Annotated in this window: 15 protein-coding genes; 6 read left to right on the top strand and 9 right to left on the bottom strand. The window is 45.5% G+C overall.

The genetic code is table 11. The features are described 5' to 3' along the window. Positions 1-59 precede the first annotated feature (59 nt). The 7 genes from alaC to ffh form a co-directional block, all read right to left on the bottom strand. The gene (gene alaC, locus MY523_RS02650) at positions 60-1,247 is read right to left on the bottom strand and encodes an alanine transaminase (protein WP_250657265.1); all 1,188 of its coding nucleotides are present in this window, start codon (positions 1,245-1,247) and stop codon (positions 60-62) included. Positions 1,248-1,738: 491 nt separating this feature from the next. Then, positions 1,739-2,470 (bottom strand): DsbC family protein, encoded by a 732-nt coding sequence (locus MY523_RS02645; protein WP_250657264.1) that lies wholly within the window; start codon positions 2,468-2,470, stop codon positions 1,739-1,741. Positions 2,471-2,736: 266 nt separating this feature from the next. After that, positions 2,737-3,093: a 50S ribosomal protein L19 gene (rplS, locus tag MY523_RS02640; RefSeq protein WP_250657263.1), complete on the bottom strand. Its 357-nt coding sequence runs from the start codon at positions 3,091-3,093 to the stop codon at positions 2,737-2,739. 38 nt (positions 3,094-3,131) lie between these two features. Then, positions 3,132-3,878 carry a tRNA (guanosine(37)-N1)-methyltransferase TrmD gene (gene trmD / locus MY523_RS02635; RefSeq protein WP_256470514.1) on the bottom strand — a complete coding sequence of 249 codons (747 nt, stop codon included), beginning with the start codon at positions 3,876-3,878 and terminating at the stop codon, positions 3,132-3,134. A 3-nt stretch (positions 3,879-3,881) separates the two neighbouring features. Beyond that, positions 3,882-4,409: a ribosome maturation factor RimM gene (rimM, locus tag MY523_RS02630; protein WP_250657262.1), complete on the bottom strand. Its 528-nt coding sequence runs from the start codon at positions 4,407-4,409 to the stop codon at positions 3,882-3,884. 62 nt (positions 4,410-4,471) lie between these two features. After that, complete coding sequence (gene rpsP, locus MY523_RS02625; protein ID WP_250657261.1) at positions 4,472-4,720, bottom strand: 30S ribosomal protein S16; 249 nt, start codon at positions 4,718-4,720, stop codon at positions 4,472-4,474. A 157-nt stretch (positions 4,721-4,877) separates the two neighbouring features. Further along, complete coding sequence (gene ffh / locus MY523_RS02620) at positions 4,878-6,257, bottom strand: signal recognition particle protein (protein WP_250657260.1); 1,380 nt, start codon at positions 6,255-6,257, stop codon at positions 4,878-4,880. 191 nt (positions 6,258-6,448) lie between these two features. Between ffh and MY523_RS02615 the strand changes: the two genes are divergently transcribed. The 4 genes from MY523_RS02615 to MY523_RS02600 all read left to right on the top strand — a co-directional run bounded on the left by MY523_RS02615 (position 6,449) and on the right by MY523_RS02600 (position 12,010). Then, positions 6,449-7,243 carry a cytochrome C assembly family protein gene (locus tag MY523_RS02615; RefSeq protein ID WP_250657259.1) on the top strand — a complete coding sequence of 265 codons (795 nt, stop codon included), beginning with the start codon at positions 6,449-6,451 and terminating at the stop codon, positions 7,241-7,243. A 72-nt stretch (positions 7,244-7,315) separates the two neighbouring features. Next, on the top strand, positions 7,316-8,575 hold the full coding sequence (locus MY523_RS02610; protein WP_250657258.1) for an HlyC/CorC family transporter: 1,260 nt from the start codon (positions 7,316-7,318) through the stop codon (positions 8,573-8,575). Between the two features lie 271 nt (positions 8,576-8,846). Continuing rightward, positions 8,847-11,081: a DUF1631 domain-containing protein gene (locus MY523_RS02605; RefSeq protein WP_250657257.1), complete on the top strand. Its 2,235-nt coding sequence runs from the start codon at positions 8,847-8,849 to the stop codon at positions 11,079-11,081. 68 nt (positions 11,082-11,149) lie between these two features. Beyond that, on the top strand, positions 11,150-12,010 hold the full coding sequence (locus tag MY523_RS02600; RefSeq protein WP_250657256.1) for a TonB family protein: 861 nt from the start codon (positions 11,150-11,152) through the stop codon (positions 12,008-12,010). A gap of 82 nt (positions 12,011-12,092) precedes the next feature. Here the strand turns inward: MY523_RS02600 and grxD are convergent, their stop codons facing one another. Continuing rightward, on the bottom strand, positions 12,093-12,422 hold the full coding sequence (gene grxD, locus MY523_RS02595) for a Grx4 family monothiol glutaredoxin (RefSeq protein WP_250657255.1): 330 nt from the start codon (positions 12,420-12,422) through the stop codon (positions 12,093-12,095). Positions 12,423-12,544: 122 nt separating this feature from the next. Beyond that, the gene (locus MY523_RS02590; RefSeq protein ID WP_250657254.1) at positions 12,545-14,092 is read right to left on the bottom strand and encodes a hydantoinase B/oxoprolinase family protein; all 1,548 of its coding nucleotides are present in this window, start codon (positions 14,090-14,092) and stop codon (positions 12,545-12,547) included. A 264-nt stretch (positions 14,093-14,356) separates the two neighbouring features. Here MY523_RS02590 and MY523_RS02585 point away from each other — a divergent pair, with 264 nt between their 5' ends. Together MY523_RS02585 and argF are read left to right on the top strand one after the other, a co-directional pair. Continuing rightward, entirely contained in the window at positions 14,357-15,553 is a 1,197-nt protein-coding gene (locus MY523_RS02585; RefSeq protein WP_250657253.1) for an aspartate aminotransferase family protein, read from the top strand. Positions 15,554-15,580: 27 nt separating this feature from the next. Further along, positions 15,581-16,489, top strand: a complete 909-nt coding sequence (gene argF, locus MY523_RS02580; protein ID WP_250657252.1) for an ornithine carbamoyltransferase — start codon at positions 15,581-15,583, stop codon at positions 16,487-16,489. The last annotated feature ends 40 nt before the right edge of the window (positions 16,490-16,529 follow it).

The raw sequence follows: 16,529 nt of genomic DNA, 5'->3' as shown, positions 1-16,529 counted from the left end.
TGCTCAACAACGCTATCTGCTAAATTTTTGTGCTTTCAATAATAAAAGCTGCAAGCAACCTACAAGGATCCGTCTTTAGAAAACATCGCTTTTATTCCTCGAACGGCCTGCTTAATGCGATGCTCGTTCTCAATAAGTGCAAACCTGACGTATTGATCTCCATAATGGCCAAACCCGACACCCGGAGAAACAGCCACTCCCGCCTCTTTCAGCAGTTTTTTACTAAACTCCAGAGATCCCATATCGAGGTACGCGTCTGGTATTTTGGCCCACACGAACATTGTCGCTTTAGGAGGGGTAACCTGCCAACCTATACTATTTAGGCCGCGACATAACGCATCTCTGCGAACACGATATAGCTCGCAGATATCTTCAACACATTGCTGATCACCTTCCAAGGCTGCAATGGCAGCCACTTGGATCGGGGTAAACGTCCCATAATCCAAATATGACTTTATTCTAGCCAAAGCGGCAATCAAGGTTGGGTTGCCGCAACAGAACCCCACACGCCAGCCGGGCATATTATAACTTTTCGATAAAGAAAAAAACTCGACCGCTATCTCTTTAGCACCAGGAACTTGAAGAATGGATGGCGCCTTATAGCCATCAAATACAATATCAGCATAAGCCAAGTCCTGAACGACCCAGATTTTGTGCTCTTTTGCTATTGCCACAACCTTCTCGAAAAAAGCCAAGTCTACACATTGCGTGGTCGGATTTCCGGGAAAGTTCAATACGAGCATTTTGGGTTTTGGCCACGAATCGAGAATTGACTTTTCCAACTCGGAAAAGAAGTCAACCTCATCTGTTAAAGGTACGTGACGAATGTCCGCGCCCGCGATGACAAAGCCATATGGATGTATTGGGTAAGAGGGGTTAGGAACCAAAACAGCATCCCCAGGCACCATGGTGGCCAGCGCCAAATGAGCCAACCCTTCTTTTGAGCCGATAGTAACAATGGCCTCTGTTTCAGGATCAAGAGCTACGTCATAGTTTCGCTGATACCAATCTGCAATTGCTTTACGCAAGCGCGGAATACCTTTCGACTGCGAGTAGCGGTGAGTATCCCCTCTTTGCGCCGTCTCGGTTAATTTATCGACGATATGAGCCGGCGTTGGTTGGTCAGGATTCCCCATGCCAAAATCAATAATATCCACCCCTTTTGCTCGAGCCTCTCTCTTAAGCTCACCAACAATATTAAATACATAAGGGGGCAACCGCTCTATTCTAGGGAATTCATCTTTCACAAAAATATCCTATCTACATGAAGCATCAAGAAGGTGGAATCACAATCATAAGAAATGCAGTTGGAACGATAACGCGCTAAATATCGAGTGTCAACGAGACTATCCTGCTGGCTTGTTGCAAGATCAACAGGCGAAGCTAAACTAATATCAATACAGCCACTTAACAGACAAATCTATAAAATATGACCAACACATTGAACTTCAAATCCAACGCTAAACGATCATTATTGCTTGCCACGCTTATTTCTTGCTATGGCTGCGACCAAACAAGCACATTTAGTAATTACAGTAATTACGAACTAAAAAGTGCATACAGCGAATGCCAATCAGACAACCTGTCCCCTTCAGCAGCCCAGAGGTGCAATAATATCTTGAAGGAGTGCAAAAAGAGAAAAACCGAAAAAGGTTTTAGATGTTAAACATAAACCACTGCACTCCCTCTAAGTGAGTGCAGCCTTTAGGCGGAGCATAAGTTTAAGTATACCCCCTGTTTATAGCACTCCAAGCTGCTTGGCAAGCGCATCTGCAGGCGCGTAGCCCGGCAATAACTTACCCGAGTCCAGTACAATCGCCGGAGTACCGCTAACTCCAACCCTCTGACCAAGCTCTAAATGACGCGCAATGGGGTTTTCGCAGCTCTTTGCCGGGATTACACTTCCATTTTTAGCTTTGGTCATCGCAGCCATAGGGTCATCAGCACACCATGCCGAAACCAATTTACTGTATGAATTAGAGCCTACGCCAGCACGGGGGTAGCCTAAATAATCAACACGAATCCCCAGCGCATTCAACCTTGGAACTTCTTTGTGAAGCTTTCGGCAGTAGCCACAATCTATATCCGTAAACACTGTTATCGTTGCCTTTGTCTCACCTTTGGGCTTAAACGATAGCTTTTCTGCATCGGGAATAGCCGCCATAATCTCTGCACGCCCTATTTCTCGCTTCTGCTCTGTCAGATTAGTGATTTTGTGTCCATCTAACTGATAAACTTCCCCTGCGATAATATACTTTCCGTCAGCAGACACTAACAGTGGCTGGTCACTTGTTGAGGACACTTCAAACAACCCGTCAACGGGGGCTTTCTCGATTGAGGTGATATTGAGCGCTGGCAAGGAAGCACCCAGCTGAGCCCTGATATTTTTCTCTACTTGATCACTTACATCACCTGCAGCGACATAAGCTGAACCACAAAGCATCATTACACCCAATAACTTAAAATACATTCCATCACCTAACAGATTTTTATACCCATATACGAGGCCGAGTTTAATAAAAAAGACAGCTTCACTTTTTCACCACACGCGCGTTTGACCGCATTATAACCACGAAAGTTCCAGTGATTTCCATTACTATTGTGTAATAGTGCCTACAGACTGGCCGCCATTAATGGTATTCCCAAAATAAAAACGCTGCAAAACTATCGAAAGCTCAAATTTCACGCATAAAAAAAGGCAGCATATAGCTACCTTTTTTGAGCCTGATAGTAAACTTAGCCCAGCTTCTCTTTGATACGAGCAGCCTTACCACTAAGGTCACGAAGATAGTAAAGCTTCGCTTGACGAACATCACCACGACGCTTAACAGTAACACTATCGATCAACTTACTAAATGCCTGGAATGTTCTTTCCACACCCACACCGTAAGAGATCTTGCGGACTGTGAAAGAAGAGTTTAAACCGCGGTTACGCTTAGCGATAACAACACCTTCGTATGCCTGAAGACGCTCACGATCACCTTCTTTAACTTTAACCTGAACGACTACTGTGTCGCCTGGTCCAAATTCTGCTATCTCTTTGCTCATCTGCTCAGATTCGATCTGAGAAATGATATTGTTCTTGCTGCTCATTGTTTGCTCCTAAGAAAAAGCTGTTAAATCCGATCGAGCTAGCCGGAAGCACTCTGCTCGCGGACAAACTCTTCTAACAACCCCTTCTCCTCCTCTGAAAGCATTCTATCTTCCAGCAGATCCGGGCGTCGTTGCCATGTTCTACCCAGTGACTGTTTTAGTCGCCACCGCCTAATCTGTTCATGATGCCCCCCCATCAACACATCCGGCACTTTCTGACCTTGAAAAATCTCAGGCCTGGTATAGTGCGGACAATCAAGCAAGCCATCGAAAAACGAGTCCTGCTCTGCTGATTGGTCATGCCCCAATACCCCGGGGATTAAACGGGCTATAGCATCGATCACTGTTATGGCAGCAATTTCACCGCCACTCAACACAAAGTCGCCTAAAGACCACTCTTCATCGATTTCTGCTTTTATCAGACGCTCATCTACACCTTCATAACGCCCAGCGACCAAAATCAACTTTTCCGCGTTCGCCAGGTGCTGAACTCCAGCCTGATCAAGCCTTTTGCCTTGGGGTGATAAATATATCACCTTGACACCTTCGCCAGCTGCCTGCTTAGCTGCTGCGATTGCATCCTGCAAAGGCTGTACTTTCATTAACATCCCAGGACCGCCGCCGTATGGCCTGTCATCGACAGTCCGATGACGATCATGAGTGAAATCTCTCGGGTTCCATGCCTGGAACTCCATGATCCGGTTCTTAAATGCCCTGCCTGTTACACCATAATCAGTAACAGCCTGAAACATCTCTGGAAACAGTGTTACTGCCCCAATCCACACGGCTTAAAACTCCGGATCCCAATCCACCGTAATGGTTTTGTCCTCGAGATCAATATCCGTTACTACTTGTCCAGGAAGATAAGGAATCAGGCGCTCTTTCTTAGCATCACCGCGATTACTCTTAACAACCATTACATCATTGGACCCGGTTTCAATAAGATGACTTACCCTTCCCAGATCAACCTCATCAATCGTTTTTACTGAGAGGCCTTCTAATTGATGCCAGTAGAACTCACCATCTTCGAGTTCAGGCAACTCCTCAGCTGAGACCACAATAAGTGATCCACAAAACTGTTGAGCTAACTCTCTATCATTACAACCTTCAAGACAAGCAATCAAACCTTTACCATGTTTTTTGCCTGATGATAGATTAACGACCTTTTCAACACCGTCCTTCTTTAACGTCCAACGGCGATACTGAAGTACATTCTCTATCGGATCGGTAAAAGAGTAAATCTTTACCCAACCCTTAACACCATAAACTGAAGTAATTTTGCCAAGAACCGCTTCATTGCTCTTACTACGACTCATGACAACCCTCTAGCTTATAATACTGTCTTGATGCTGAGACTGACACTTATTGCTTAACGCAATTAAGCAGCAGCTTGAACTTCTTTCAATAATTTAGCAACGCGCTCTGAAGTTGTAGCACCTTGCTCCAACCAGAATTTAACACGTTCGCTATCAACACGCAGACGCTCTTCCTGGCCACGAGCAATAGGGTTAAAAAAACCTACGCGTTCGATATAACGACCATCGCGAGCATTGCGACTATCTGTAACTGACAAATGATAAAACGGGCGTTTTTTAGAGCCGCCACGAGCTAAACGGATTGTAACCATTTCGCTAGGTATCCTGTTAATGCTGTTAACAACCACACAACAAACGTATGGCATTCGAAAGGGCGCATATTCTATTCAAAAAAAAACCTTTTTAAAACCTATATTTTGATTTTTTTACTAAAAACACGCCATATTTTTTATAGACTATGATAAAGCGCTACATTCGCCCCATTGGAGGGAAGCCCCCACCCGGCGGCATCATCCCTTTCATGCCTCTCATCATATTTGCCATACCGCCTTTTTTGGTAAATTTTTTCATCATTTTCTGCATTTGTTTATGCTGCTTTAAAAGACGGTTAACATCCTGAATCTGCGTACCGGAACCGGCGGCAATACGGCGTTTTCTTGGGTTATTAATAATATCAGGGAAACGCCTTTCGTGCGGCGTCATCGAGCATATCATCGCCTCCATCTGCCCAAGCGACTTATCATTAACATGCTGTTGCGCAGCCTGTGCCATCTGCCCCATGCCAGGCAACTTGTCGAGAAGATTCCCCATCCCCCCCATATTTTTCATCTGTAATAGCTGATCACGGAAATCTTCCAGATCAAAACCTTTACCTTTCTTAATCTTTTTGGTGAGTTTTTCTGCCTTCTTCTTGTCCAGATTTCGCTCTGCCTCTTCAATAAGAGTCAGAACATCCCCCATCCCCAATATACGAGAAGCAACTCGATCAGGATAGAACGGTTCTAACGCATCCGTCTTTTCGCCCACCCCCATAAATTTAATAGGCTTACCTGTGATAGAGCGAACAGAAAGCGCAGCACCACCACGCGCGTCACCGTCAGTTTTAGTTAACACAACCCCCGTCAGCGGCAACGCGTCATTAAATGCTTTAGCGGTATTAGCCGCATCCTGCCCTGTCATTGAGTCGACCACAAACAGGGTTTCAACCGGATTAACAGCCTCATGGAGCTGTTTAATCTCACCCATCATCTGTTCATCAACATGCAAGCGGCCTGCAGTATCGACAATCACCACATCCATAAACTTTTTCTTTGCAGAATCGATTGCAGAGGAAGCAATGTCTACTGGATTCTGGTCAGCGCTGCTGGGGAAAAACTCGACACCCACTTCAGAGGCCAAGGTTTCCAGCTGCTTGATCGCGGCAGGCCTATATACATCGGCACTGACAACCATAACCTTTTTCTTTTCTCGCTCAGTCAAAAAGCGAGCCAACTTGGCCACGGTGGTTGTTTTACCAGCCCCCTGCAAACCAGCCATCATGATGACTGCAGGCGGCTGAGCTGACAAATCCAACGATTCACAGGTATCCCCCATAACTCGCTGAAGCTCAGCATCTACGACTCGGACAAACTCTTGACCAGGCGTAAGGCTTCTCATTACCTCCTGCCCAACTGACCGCAACTTAACCTGCTCAACAAATTCTTTAACAACAGGCAGCGCCACATCTGCTTCCAGCAGTGCCATTCTCACTTCCCTGAGGGTCTCTTTTATATTATCTTCGGTGAGCTTAGCCTGACCTGTAATTTTTTTCAGGCTACCAGAAAGTCGGTCCGTTAAGTTCTCAAACATGATGCGTCTCGTCGATTCCAAAATGTTACAATCGGGCCATTATAACCGAGAGTTTCCAACAAAACGAGACAACACTTAACAGAGATCGGAAGAAGAAGTTTAAACGCTTTGATATTAAACAGTACACAGACACGCAGATGACTGGTAATCTATAGCTTGTTTTGTACCAGACCACATCCTTACGGACGACCATGAACATACTTTTTTTCGGGCTGACATCAATAGCTCTTTATACGCTTGGCACAACTTACCAAGCGCTAATTTATTTTCGCAAGGTACCCTCAAAGCCGTTTTTCGCACTGTTAATCGGACTGGTCGCCGCAGCCGCTCATAGCACAATGACCTACGGCCTCGTTTCCGTAAATGGGGGACTGGATCTCAGCTTCTTTAATGCATCATCGCTTTTCGCAAGCTTAATCGTCGCCGTACTTCTTATCATTAGCGTGCAGAGACCCACCCAAAACCTGTTTTTGGTCACTTACCCAATCGCCATTGCCACCATCATTTGCGCACTACTATTTGACGCCAGCCCTGAAGAACTTACATACCAAAACAGCGGCATACTATCTCACATTATTCTTTCGGTTCTTGCTTACAGCGTTTTCACACTGGCCGCCGGTCAGGCATTTTTGCTATATCTCCAAAACAAGCAACTAAAAACAAACTATACAAGCCTCCTGATCCGCAATCTCCCCCCCCTGCAAACTATGGAAACACTCCTGTTTGAAATGATATGGACCGGGCTGATTCTTTTAACCCTGGGAATTGTCAGCGGAGCAATATTTATAGACAACCTCTTCGCCCAGCATCTGGCGCACAAAACCATACTATCGATCATTGCCTGGTCTATTTTTGCAGCTCTACTGATTGGCAGACAGGTAAAAGGCTGGAGAGGCATCACCGCAAGCAAGTGGACTTTGTGGGGCTGCCTATTTCTTATGCTCGGATATTTTGGAAGCAAACTGGTCATTGAGATCATACTCTAAAGGCAACTATTGACAGGCCAATTAATGCAATTTAGTCTTCGAACTTAACCTTCCGCAAGAGCACCTACCACATTGAACGAAAGCTCAACCGAGTTATTATTTTTTATACTGATACTGCTAATTATCCTGTCAGGTTTTTTTTCCAGCTCAGAAACAGGAATGATGTCGCTCAACCGGTATCGTCTGAAGCACCTGACCAGAAATGGACACAAGGGCGCCCAGAGAGCCAGCAAACTCCTTGACCGTACCGACCAGCTGATTGGCGTCATACTGATCGGTAACAATTTTGTAAATATTTTCGCCTCTTCAATTGCAACAATAATTGCTCTCAGGCTCTGGGGTGACGCCGGCATTGCCATCGCGACCGCACTCCTCACCCTCGTAATACTTATTTTTGCAGAAGTCACCCCCAAAACACTGGCAGCACTCTACCCAGAAAAAATCGCCTTTCCAGCATCATACATCCTTACTCCACTGCTTAAGCTGCTTTATCCACTGGTCTGGAGCGTTAACCTGATTACCAACAATCTCTTAAGGCTACTAGGCATCAGTCAAGATAACAGCAATTCTGACAACCTAAGCCGAGAAGAACTTAGAACACTTGTCAACGAAGCCGGGGCATTAATCCCTCGCAAACACCAAGATATGCTGGTCGGCATACTGGACTTGGAGAAAGTAACCGTTAACGACATCATGGTGCCCAGAAACGAGATCGTAGGCATAGATATTGAGGACGATTTTTCGGATATCATCACCCAAATTCAGTCCAGTCAACACACCAGACTCCCCATTTACAAGAATGACATTAACAACATCATCGGCATACTGCATCTGCGAAATCTAACCCGGGTACTCTCACAGGAAACGCCCAACAAAGCATCATTGCTACAAGAGTGCCGGGAACCATATTTCATACCCGAAAGCACCCCCCTCCATACGCAGCTCATGAATTTTCAGAAAGAGAAGAGACGCATAGGCATTGTTGTAGATGAGTATGGAGATATTATGGGGATCGCAACAATGGAAGACATTCTCGAAGAAATTGTGGGTGAATTTACCACCAATTTTTCCTCCAGTAGTGCCGACATTACACCACTGGAAGATGGAAGCTATATCATAGACGGCTCCGCAACCATTCGCTCTATAAACAAAACACTCTCCTGGAATCTCCCAACATCTGGCCCCAAAACCCTCAACGGCCTAATAACTGAAGCCCTGGAATCCATCCCCGACACAAGCGTATGCCTTAAGCTCCACAAACACAAAATGGAAATACGACAAATAAAAGACAACGTTGTCAAAACAGTAAGGATTTCACCCCCCTCTAAATGACAGAGCCCTGCCCTGCCGCACATAAATGCAATAAAGTGAAAAAACCCCAAAGAAATAGCGATTTTCTGTGTTTTTTTGTTATATTTTATTGCTATACTAGCCTTAAGTTTGATTTTTGAAATACACTCTGCTAAGTGATTAAGTAGGCATGCATACTTAAAAAGGTAAATGTATCATGACAGAGGCAGACTAATAATAAGCACATATAAAGTGGTGCATTCGGTGAGCTCGGCAAGATCATCAGGTTGAGAGTCGTCCATGGGAGTATTTAATGAACAACCAATCTGGCATTAGCTATATTAAAGATCATAAAATGTCGGGGTTAGCACACAACATTCATAAGGATATGAAGACCATTCAAACAGATGCTATCTCTTCCCTAATGGAACTGCTACAAAGCATGTTCGACGGTATTGATGACTCGTTTTTTGAGCTTGCAAACGGTGCCAGAAGCAATAATGAGCAAAACCGCTTCTTTGAAGCCATGAGAGAGATTCGAATTCAACGAAAAGGCATTGAAAACCACTTTCAACTTGCACTCTCCAACTTATTCAAAACACCTCCCAGGCTGAAGCACTCAGGTGCAAAAGACGCTCTTGACGACGTAAATGTAGACAGCCTCTCGCTGGTACAAGAAGATGCGCTCGAAGAAGATGTTGCAACCAATACGATGATAACGAAAGCCCGAGCAAACTTTCAGGGCCAACTTCTTCAAATTCAAACCCGCATGTCATCAATTTACAGCCCGGAAAACAGAGATGATATAGCCAACCCTCTCGACCCAGAACATATCTGCAACGCATTTACACAGGCATGCATAAATCTGGAAATTGATATCCGGGAGAAGCTAATTGTCTACAAGCAGTTTGACCGTTTTGTTATGTCAAACCTTGGCGATGTTTATGAACGCGCCAACAAAAAACTGATTGAAGCGGGCATACTTCCTGATCTCAAGCATCAGCACAAGAAAAGCAGAGCCACAGCAAAAAGCAGCAACTCTTCAGTTTCACCTATCGACACTGCATATTCGGATAGCACAGATAAGGCAGCCAGCGGGATCGAGATATTTTCCCAGCTACAATCACTGCTTGCCAATGTTCGTCAACAAACAGGCACCGGGTTTTCAGCGCCAACCAACGGAAGTGTAGAGTTTGTTGCAGATAGTGAGCTGATGTCCATGCTCTCAACACTGCAAGAGCAAATGCCACAGCAGATCCTCGATGACAAGACTCCAACCGTTATCAATATTCGAGACGCATTAGGTGCACTGCTGGAGCAGAAAAACAAGGCATCCGGAGAGAGCTCCAGCTTAAACCAGATGGATGAAGACCTGATCAATCTGGTATCCATGCTATTTGAGTTCATTCTTGAAGATTACAATTTATCCGCACCAATACAGGTGCTGATTAGCCGACTCCAAATTCCAATCCTGAAGGTTGTCATTAAAGACAAGACGTTCTTTTCCAAGAACAGTCACCCCGCACGCAAGCTACTGAACGCACTTGCGAAGGCAGGTATTGGCTGGAATGATGCGTCAGAGAAGCAACGGGATAAGCTTTATGAGCAAATTCACAGTGTAGTGCACACCGTACTGGATGAATTTAGCGGCGACATTCAGCTTTTTGACACGCTTTACCAGCAGTTCTCATCATTTATCGAGAAAGAGGAGCGCAAAGCAAAGATCGTTGAACAGAGAACAAAGGAATCAGAAGAAGGACGGATCAAATCCAATAAAGCCCAGCAGACAGTTGAAGATATTATCAAGTCGAAACTAGCGTCAGTGAATATCCCGGCAACAGCCAAAGAGACAATACAAAATGGCTGGAGCCGAGTAATGTTTCTTGCTTATCTCAAAGACGACAAAGAGCACCGCTGGCAACAAACGACCGACACTCTTGAGCAGTTGATCTGGTGCTTAATGCCCCACTCAGATGACAAAGCAAGGCAACGATGGGTCAGAACAGTACCAGGTTTGCTCAAAGAGATTAAGTCAGGCTTGCAGGAAGTATCCTATAACTCCGCTCGTCTGGATCAGACCATGGCGGATATGAAAAAGGCCTTGACCGATGCATTCAAACAGCAATCGCTATCGGCGGCTACGAAAAGTGAACCGGAGAACATAAGCAAGCTTGCGGATGAGGCACCTTCTGCACACACCTCAATAATCGAAAAAACAGCCATCCAGAAGCAAAAAGAGATTGAGGATGCTGCAATTACAGAACATCTACTCAAAGTGGATGCGATTGAGTCCGGCAGCTGGATAGAGTTTTCACTGGTTAATGGCAGCAAATTCCGCTGCAAACTATCAACAAAAATAGACGAAGCCGACTGTCTGATATTTGTTAATAGAATGGGGCTCAAGGTGGTTGAGAAAAGCAGGCGCGAGCTTGCCCATGAGATGAGGAAAGGTCGAGTAAAAGTGCTTGAACAAGGGCTACTGGTTGACCGGGCAATGAACTCCGTAATGGGTAATCTTCGCAAAATGTCTGGCGCAGCAGCCCAATAACCCTAACCGAGAGTCTAGCTGGGAGGAGTTAACCCATCAGATGGCTGGACTCCTTCTGCATGCTGTATATGCAAAAAACTAACACCACATCCTCTTATAGAATCGCACTCGCAATATCCGTTGCGATCTTATTTCACACATTGCTTGGTATTGCACTCTTTCATATACTCCCCGAAATAGAAACCAAAAAGACCATCCCGGTACAGATTGTTATTTCATCAAAGCCCACAAGCTCAGCAATCCAAACGCAAGCAAACAACCCTTCGAATAAACCCGAGGAAACAGCTGAAGAGATATTAAACAAAGAGAAGCTGCTGAATGCTTCAAAAGAGCTAATCACAACAGCATCAACGAGCAATAACCAGGTAAGCTCTGCCAAAGAAAACACACAAGGCACGGACACTAAAACAACGCCGAACGAGTCTTCAGAATCAGTCAAACAAGAAAATATATTTATTCCAAAAATTAAAACAGACCTTCCTGATGTTAGAAGAGATATTGCCGTATCGAGTAAAAGTCAGGCGGCATCAAAATCATTCGCGGAGATTGCATCCCTGTTTCGACAACAAGAGGAGATGAAAGCCTCCGTAACCCAACTATCCAGCGACCCTGAGCTACCAGAGCTCTCGGAATATGAAACAAAATTGTTTGAGAAACTTACAAACCCAGAGTTTCATGACCGCCTATACCCAATCATCAGCAAGCTTAAAGAGAGTAAAACATTGACACTGGAACTGATGCTTTTCTCAAATGGCTCACTTAAAAACGCATTAGTCAAAAAATCCAGCGGTCATAGAATATTAGATCAGGCTGTCAGGAGGATAGCTTTGGACGCAAGCCCCTACCCTGCGCCGCCAAAGAAAGACAAGTCATTCGGTTTCAAATACCGGGTATCTATTAGGTATAACCCTATTTCAAATAATCAATAAAGCAGGGTCTACAAACATAAATATCAACAAATAAAAAAGCCACGCTATACAACGTGGCTTTGATATCAAACAAGACGGAGCACTAACTTTCAGATGCAGACTCAGCCGCTTTTTTAACCAACTCTTTCAGCTCACCACTTTCATACATTTCAAGAACAATGTCACAACCCCCAACCAGTTCGCCTTTAACGTAAAGCTGAGGGAACGTAGGCCAGTTGGAGTAAACTTTCAAATTCTCTCTAATATCTGAATTTTCCAGAATATTAACATAGGCAAATCTTTCGCCACAGGCCATTAGTGACTGAACAGTTTTAGCGGAAAAACCACATTGAGGCGCCTGCGGAGTACCTTTCATGTACAGCAATATATCATTGCTTTCTATCTGCTCTTTAATCGTATCCATTATATCCATAGGTACACCTCCAAATCAGGAAAATAAAACATTAGCGAATACTGATAACTTATTGGTCGACATTCTACTCTTTTTTTCTATATCCGACTATATTAGTCGACTACTATCTTGATTCATGACAGCTATATCGAATGAATATCCCCCCAACCACCGCCGCCAGGCGTATTTATCTCCACGGTATCTCCAGGCACGATCTTAAAACTGACTTTACCCCCAACAGGTTTCTCATTGTAGAGATTTACACCAACGGCAGCAGTACCCCCACCATTATTACCCCAGGGGCCGGATACTCTTCTTTCGGTTAGTAATGTAACAGTCGCCGGCTCTTTGAAACGATAGCGCTTTGTGACTCCATCTCCCCCTCTCCATAGGCCCAGGCCACCACTTTCTCTTCGAACACTGTACTGAGTCACAAGTAAAGGGTAATGCATTTCCAGGCTCTCAATGGGTGTGTTTAGCGTGTTTGTCATATGCGTTTGTACCACTGACAGTCCGCAGCGACCTTTTGATGCACCTCCACCACCTGCAATCGTCTCATAATAATCCCATTTACCGCCGCTATTGCTCGCCCCCATTGCAATATTATTCATCGTTCCCTGGCTTGCTGCTGGCAGGCCCTCAGGCGAAGCCTTGGCTAAAGCCCCGATAATAACGTCAACCAGCCGCGTACTCGTTTCAACATTGCCTGCAGCAACCGCAGCAGGGAACTCTGCATTCACCAGAGAGCCTTTTGGTGCAATCAACGCTATTGAATCAAAAGCACCGGCACAAGCAGGCATCTGTTCCGGCATCAGGCACCGAAACACGTAATACGCAGCCGCTGCAGTAACACTTAATGGGCAGTTGATATTGCCCCGAACTTGCGGGGAAGTATTGCTAAAGTCAAGAGAAATGCTGCCTTCAGAAATCGTCATAGACAAGCAAATTGCAATCTCGCTTTGACCAAAACCATCTGAATCCATTATATCTTCAAACACGTATCGTCCGTCAGGCAGAGCAGAAAGAGCCGAGCGGGACAAACGGCGCGCATAGCTATTTAACTCTACGACATGACTCAAAAAAGTGTCCGCCCCCAGCTCCCGTATTAGTAGCGACAAACGCTTGACACCGCCTTGATTGGCGCTGACCTGAGCCTGAAAGTCGCCGAGAAAGTCATCTTCCCCCTGCCCCGTGTTAAAAGCCAGCTGATTCCACACTTGCTTATTGTTGACCCCAGCTTTAATCAATAGCTGGGGTTTAATAAGAACCCCCTCTTCTTCCAGTGTGCTAGAGACGGGCATAGAACCCGGTGTTGATGCTCCAATATTGGCATGATGGGCTCGATTAGCAACAAAGGCCGTCAATTCACCACCAATAAATACCGGCGCAATAACCGTCACATCAGGCAAGTGGGTTCCACCCAAAAAAGGGTCATTCATTACCAGCATATCGCCTTCAGCCCACTCTTGGCGCTCGATAACACCTTCCATTGCATAAGCCATGCTCCCCAGATGAACAGGCACATGAGCGGCCTGAGCACACAGTTTTCCTTTGCCATCAAATATTGCGCACGAAAAATCCAGCCGGTCTTTTATGTTAGGGGAAAATGCAGAGCGCTTGAGGGTCACTCCCATCTCATCGCAGATAGCCTCTAGTCGACTGTTAAAAATATTTAGTTCTATTGCATTCATGGCTTACTCAACATTTCCAATAACCCCTAATCATAACCATTCTAATGAGCAGTGATAAAACACTCACCCATAGAGACAGTAGGCACTTAAAGTACATTTTAACCCTATCTACAGTAAACCTCAGCCTCTTTAAGCCTTGTTGAACACTTCCTTTGCGAATTATTGCCAATCAATGAAAATACCGATATGATTAATTGTCGTTCAGGCAGCTATCGCTGCCTTTTTGCGTTTATATGGGTCTGTCTGGAGTCTGGAAAAAGCGTTATGGCCGAACAACCACTGATGAATACCTATGGTCGACTGCCTATTGCCTTTGAGAGAGGTGAAGGCTGCTGGCTGTACGATACTAATGGGAACAAGTATTTTGACACCTTTACAGGCATCGCTGTCTGCGGGCTGGGGCATACCAACCCGGCAGTCACTCGCGCAATAAAAGATCAATCAGGTCGTCTAGTCCACTGCTCAAACCTATACCACTCTCCAATACAGTCCAAACTGGCTCAGGAGCTATGCGCAATTTCAGGTATGGAGAACGTGTTTTTCTCTAACTCTGGAGCAGAGGCCAATGAAGCCGCCATTAAGATAGCTCGACTTTACGGCCACCAGAATGACATCGCAACACCTTCAATAATCGTCATGGATAACGCGTTCCACGGCCGAACAATGGCGACCTTAACAGCAACAGGCAATCGAAAAGTTCAAGCAGGCTTTGAACCTTTGCTCAGCGGTTTTATACGCGTGCCATTTAACGATATACAAGCCATTGAGAATGTTGCCAAGTCAAACCCGAACGTTGTCGCCATCATGCTTGAACCTATTCAGGGCGAAGGCGGGCTATCAATAGCCGAAGAACAGTACATGAGGTCACTTCGCGAGATTTGCGATACACGTAACTGGCTATTAATGCTTGATGAAGTACAAACAGGCAACGGCAGAACAGGCACCTATTTTGCCTATGAAGGTTACGGCATACATCCTGATGTTGTCACAACAGCCAAGGGGCTAGGTAATGGGTTTCCAATCGGCGCCTGCCTTGCAAGAGGCGCTGCTGCGGAGGTATTTACACCCGGAACTCACGGCTCTACTTTCGGGGGAAACCCGCTTGGATGCGCCGCTGCACTCGCTGTTGTAAATCAGATAAAGCAAGAAAATCTAACGAGCCGAGCCAAAGAACTTGGCGATAAAATACTAAACATATTATCCGAGAATCTGGGCAGTACTAACTACGTGTCCTCAATCCGTGGCAAAGGCCTCATGATCGGCATCGAAATGAATGCCCCCTGCCCCGAGTTACTGCCTCTCGCTAAAGCAGCAGGGATATTACTCAATATAACGTCAGAGAAGGTGATTCGACTGCTGCCAGCTCTAACAATGACCGATGAAGAAGCCGACTTTCTAGCCCACTCTATTGTTAAAATAGTTAAGCTCTACGCGGCAGATGATAGGCAGGCACCACGTTAAGCGCACTCCAACCTGAGAACTAAATCCATGGCACTGAGACATTTTTTAACATTGCTTGATTTCACCCCTGATGAGCTCAAAAAACTCACACTGCGTGCAATTGAGATAAAAAATGAGCACAAGCAGGGTAAGATCTACGAACCGCTTAAAAATCGCGTATTAGGTATGATTTTTGAGAAGTCTTCGACCAGAACCCGCGTATCATTTGAGTCCGGAATGGCGCAGTTTGGAGGCAGCTCAATTTTCCTGTCACCAAGAGACACCCAGCTTGGCAGAGGTGAACCCATCGAAGACAGCGCCAGAGTGCTTTCCAGAATGGTGGACGCAATCATGATCAGAACATTTGAACATGACAAAATTGAGCGATTTGCTCAATATTCGAAAGTCCCGGTTATTAATGCGCTGACTGATGACTTCCACCCTTGCCAGCTATTAGCTGATATGCAAACGTATCAGGAGCATCGAGGATCAATTGAAGGCAAGCGAGTGACATGGGTCGGTGATGGCAATAACATGTGCAACTCGTACATCAACGCTGCACGACAATACAACTTTGAACTGGTCGTTGCCTCACCTGAAGGCTATGACCCTAGCCAGCCACTGATGGAAGATAATGCGGACAGAGTCAGCATAGTTCGTGACCCAAAATCAGCTGTAATTGATTCAGACCTTGTCGTGACAGATGTTTGGGCATCAATGGGACAGGAGGAGGAGCAGAGCGCAAGAGCCGCGGTCTTTAAGGACTATCAAGTGACGCCTGAGTTGATGAGCTATGCGAACTCTGATGCGCTATTTATGCACTGCTTACCCGCACACCGCGGAGAAGAGGTCAGTGCCAGCATGATGGATCATGAGCGTTCAGTGGTATGGGATGAGGCTGAAAACAGGCTTCATGCTCAGAAAGCGCTGCTAGAGTTTCTTCTTTGCAATAGCTGATGACGATCCTTAAATTACTAACCGGCACTACCGCCCATTC

Source organism: Alkalimarinus coralli, from assembly GCF_023650515.1.
GTDB lineage: Bacteria > Pseudomonadota > Gammaproteobacteria > Pseudomonadales > Oleiphilaceae > Alkalimarinus > Alkalimarinus coralli.
Note: the sequence above shows the minus strand (reverse complement) of the source record. Positions and strands in the feature narration are given on the sequence as shown.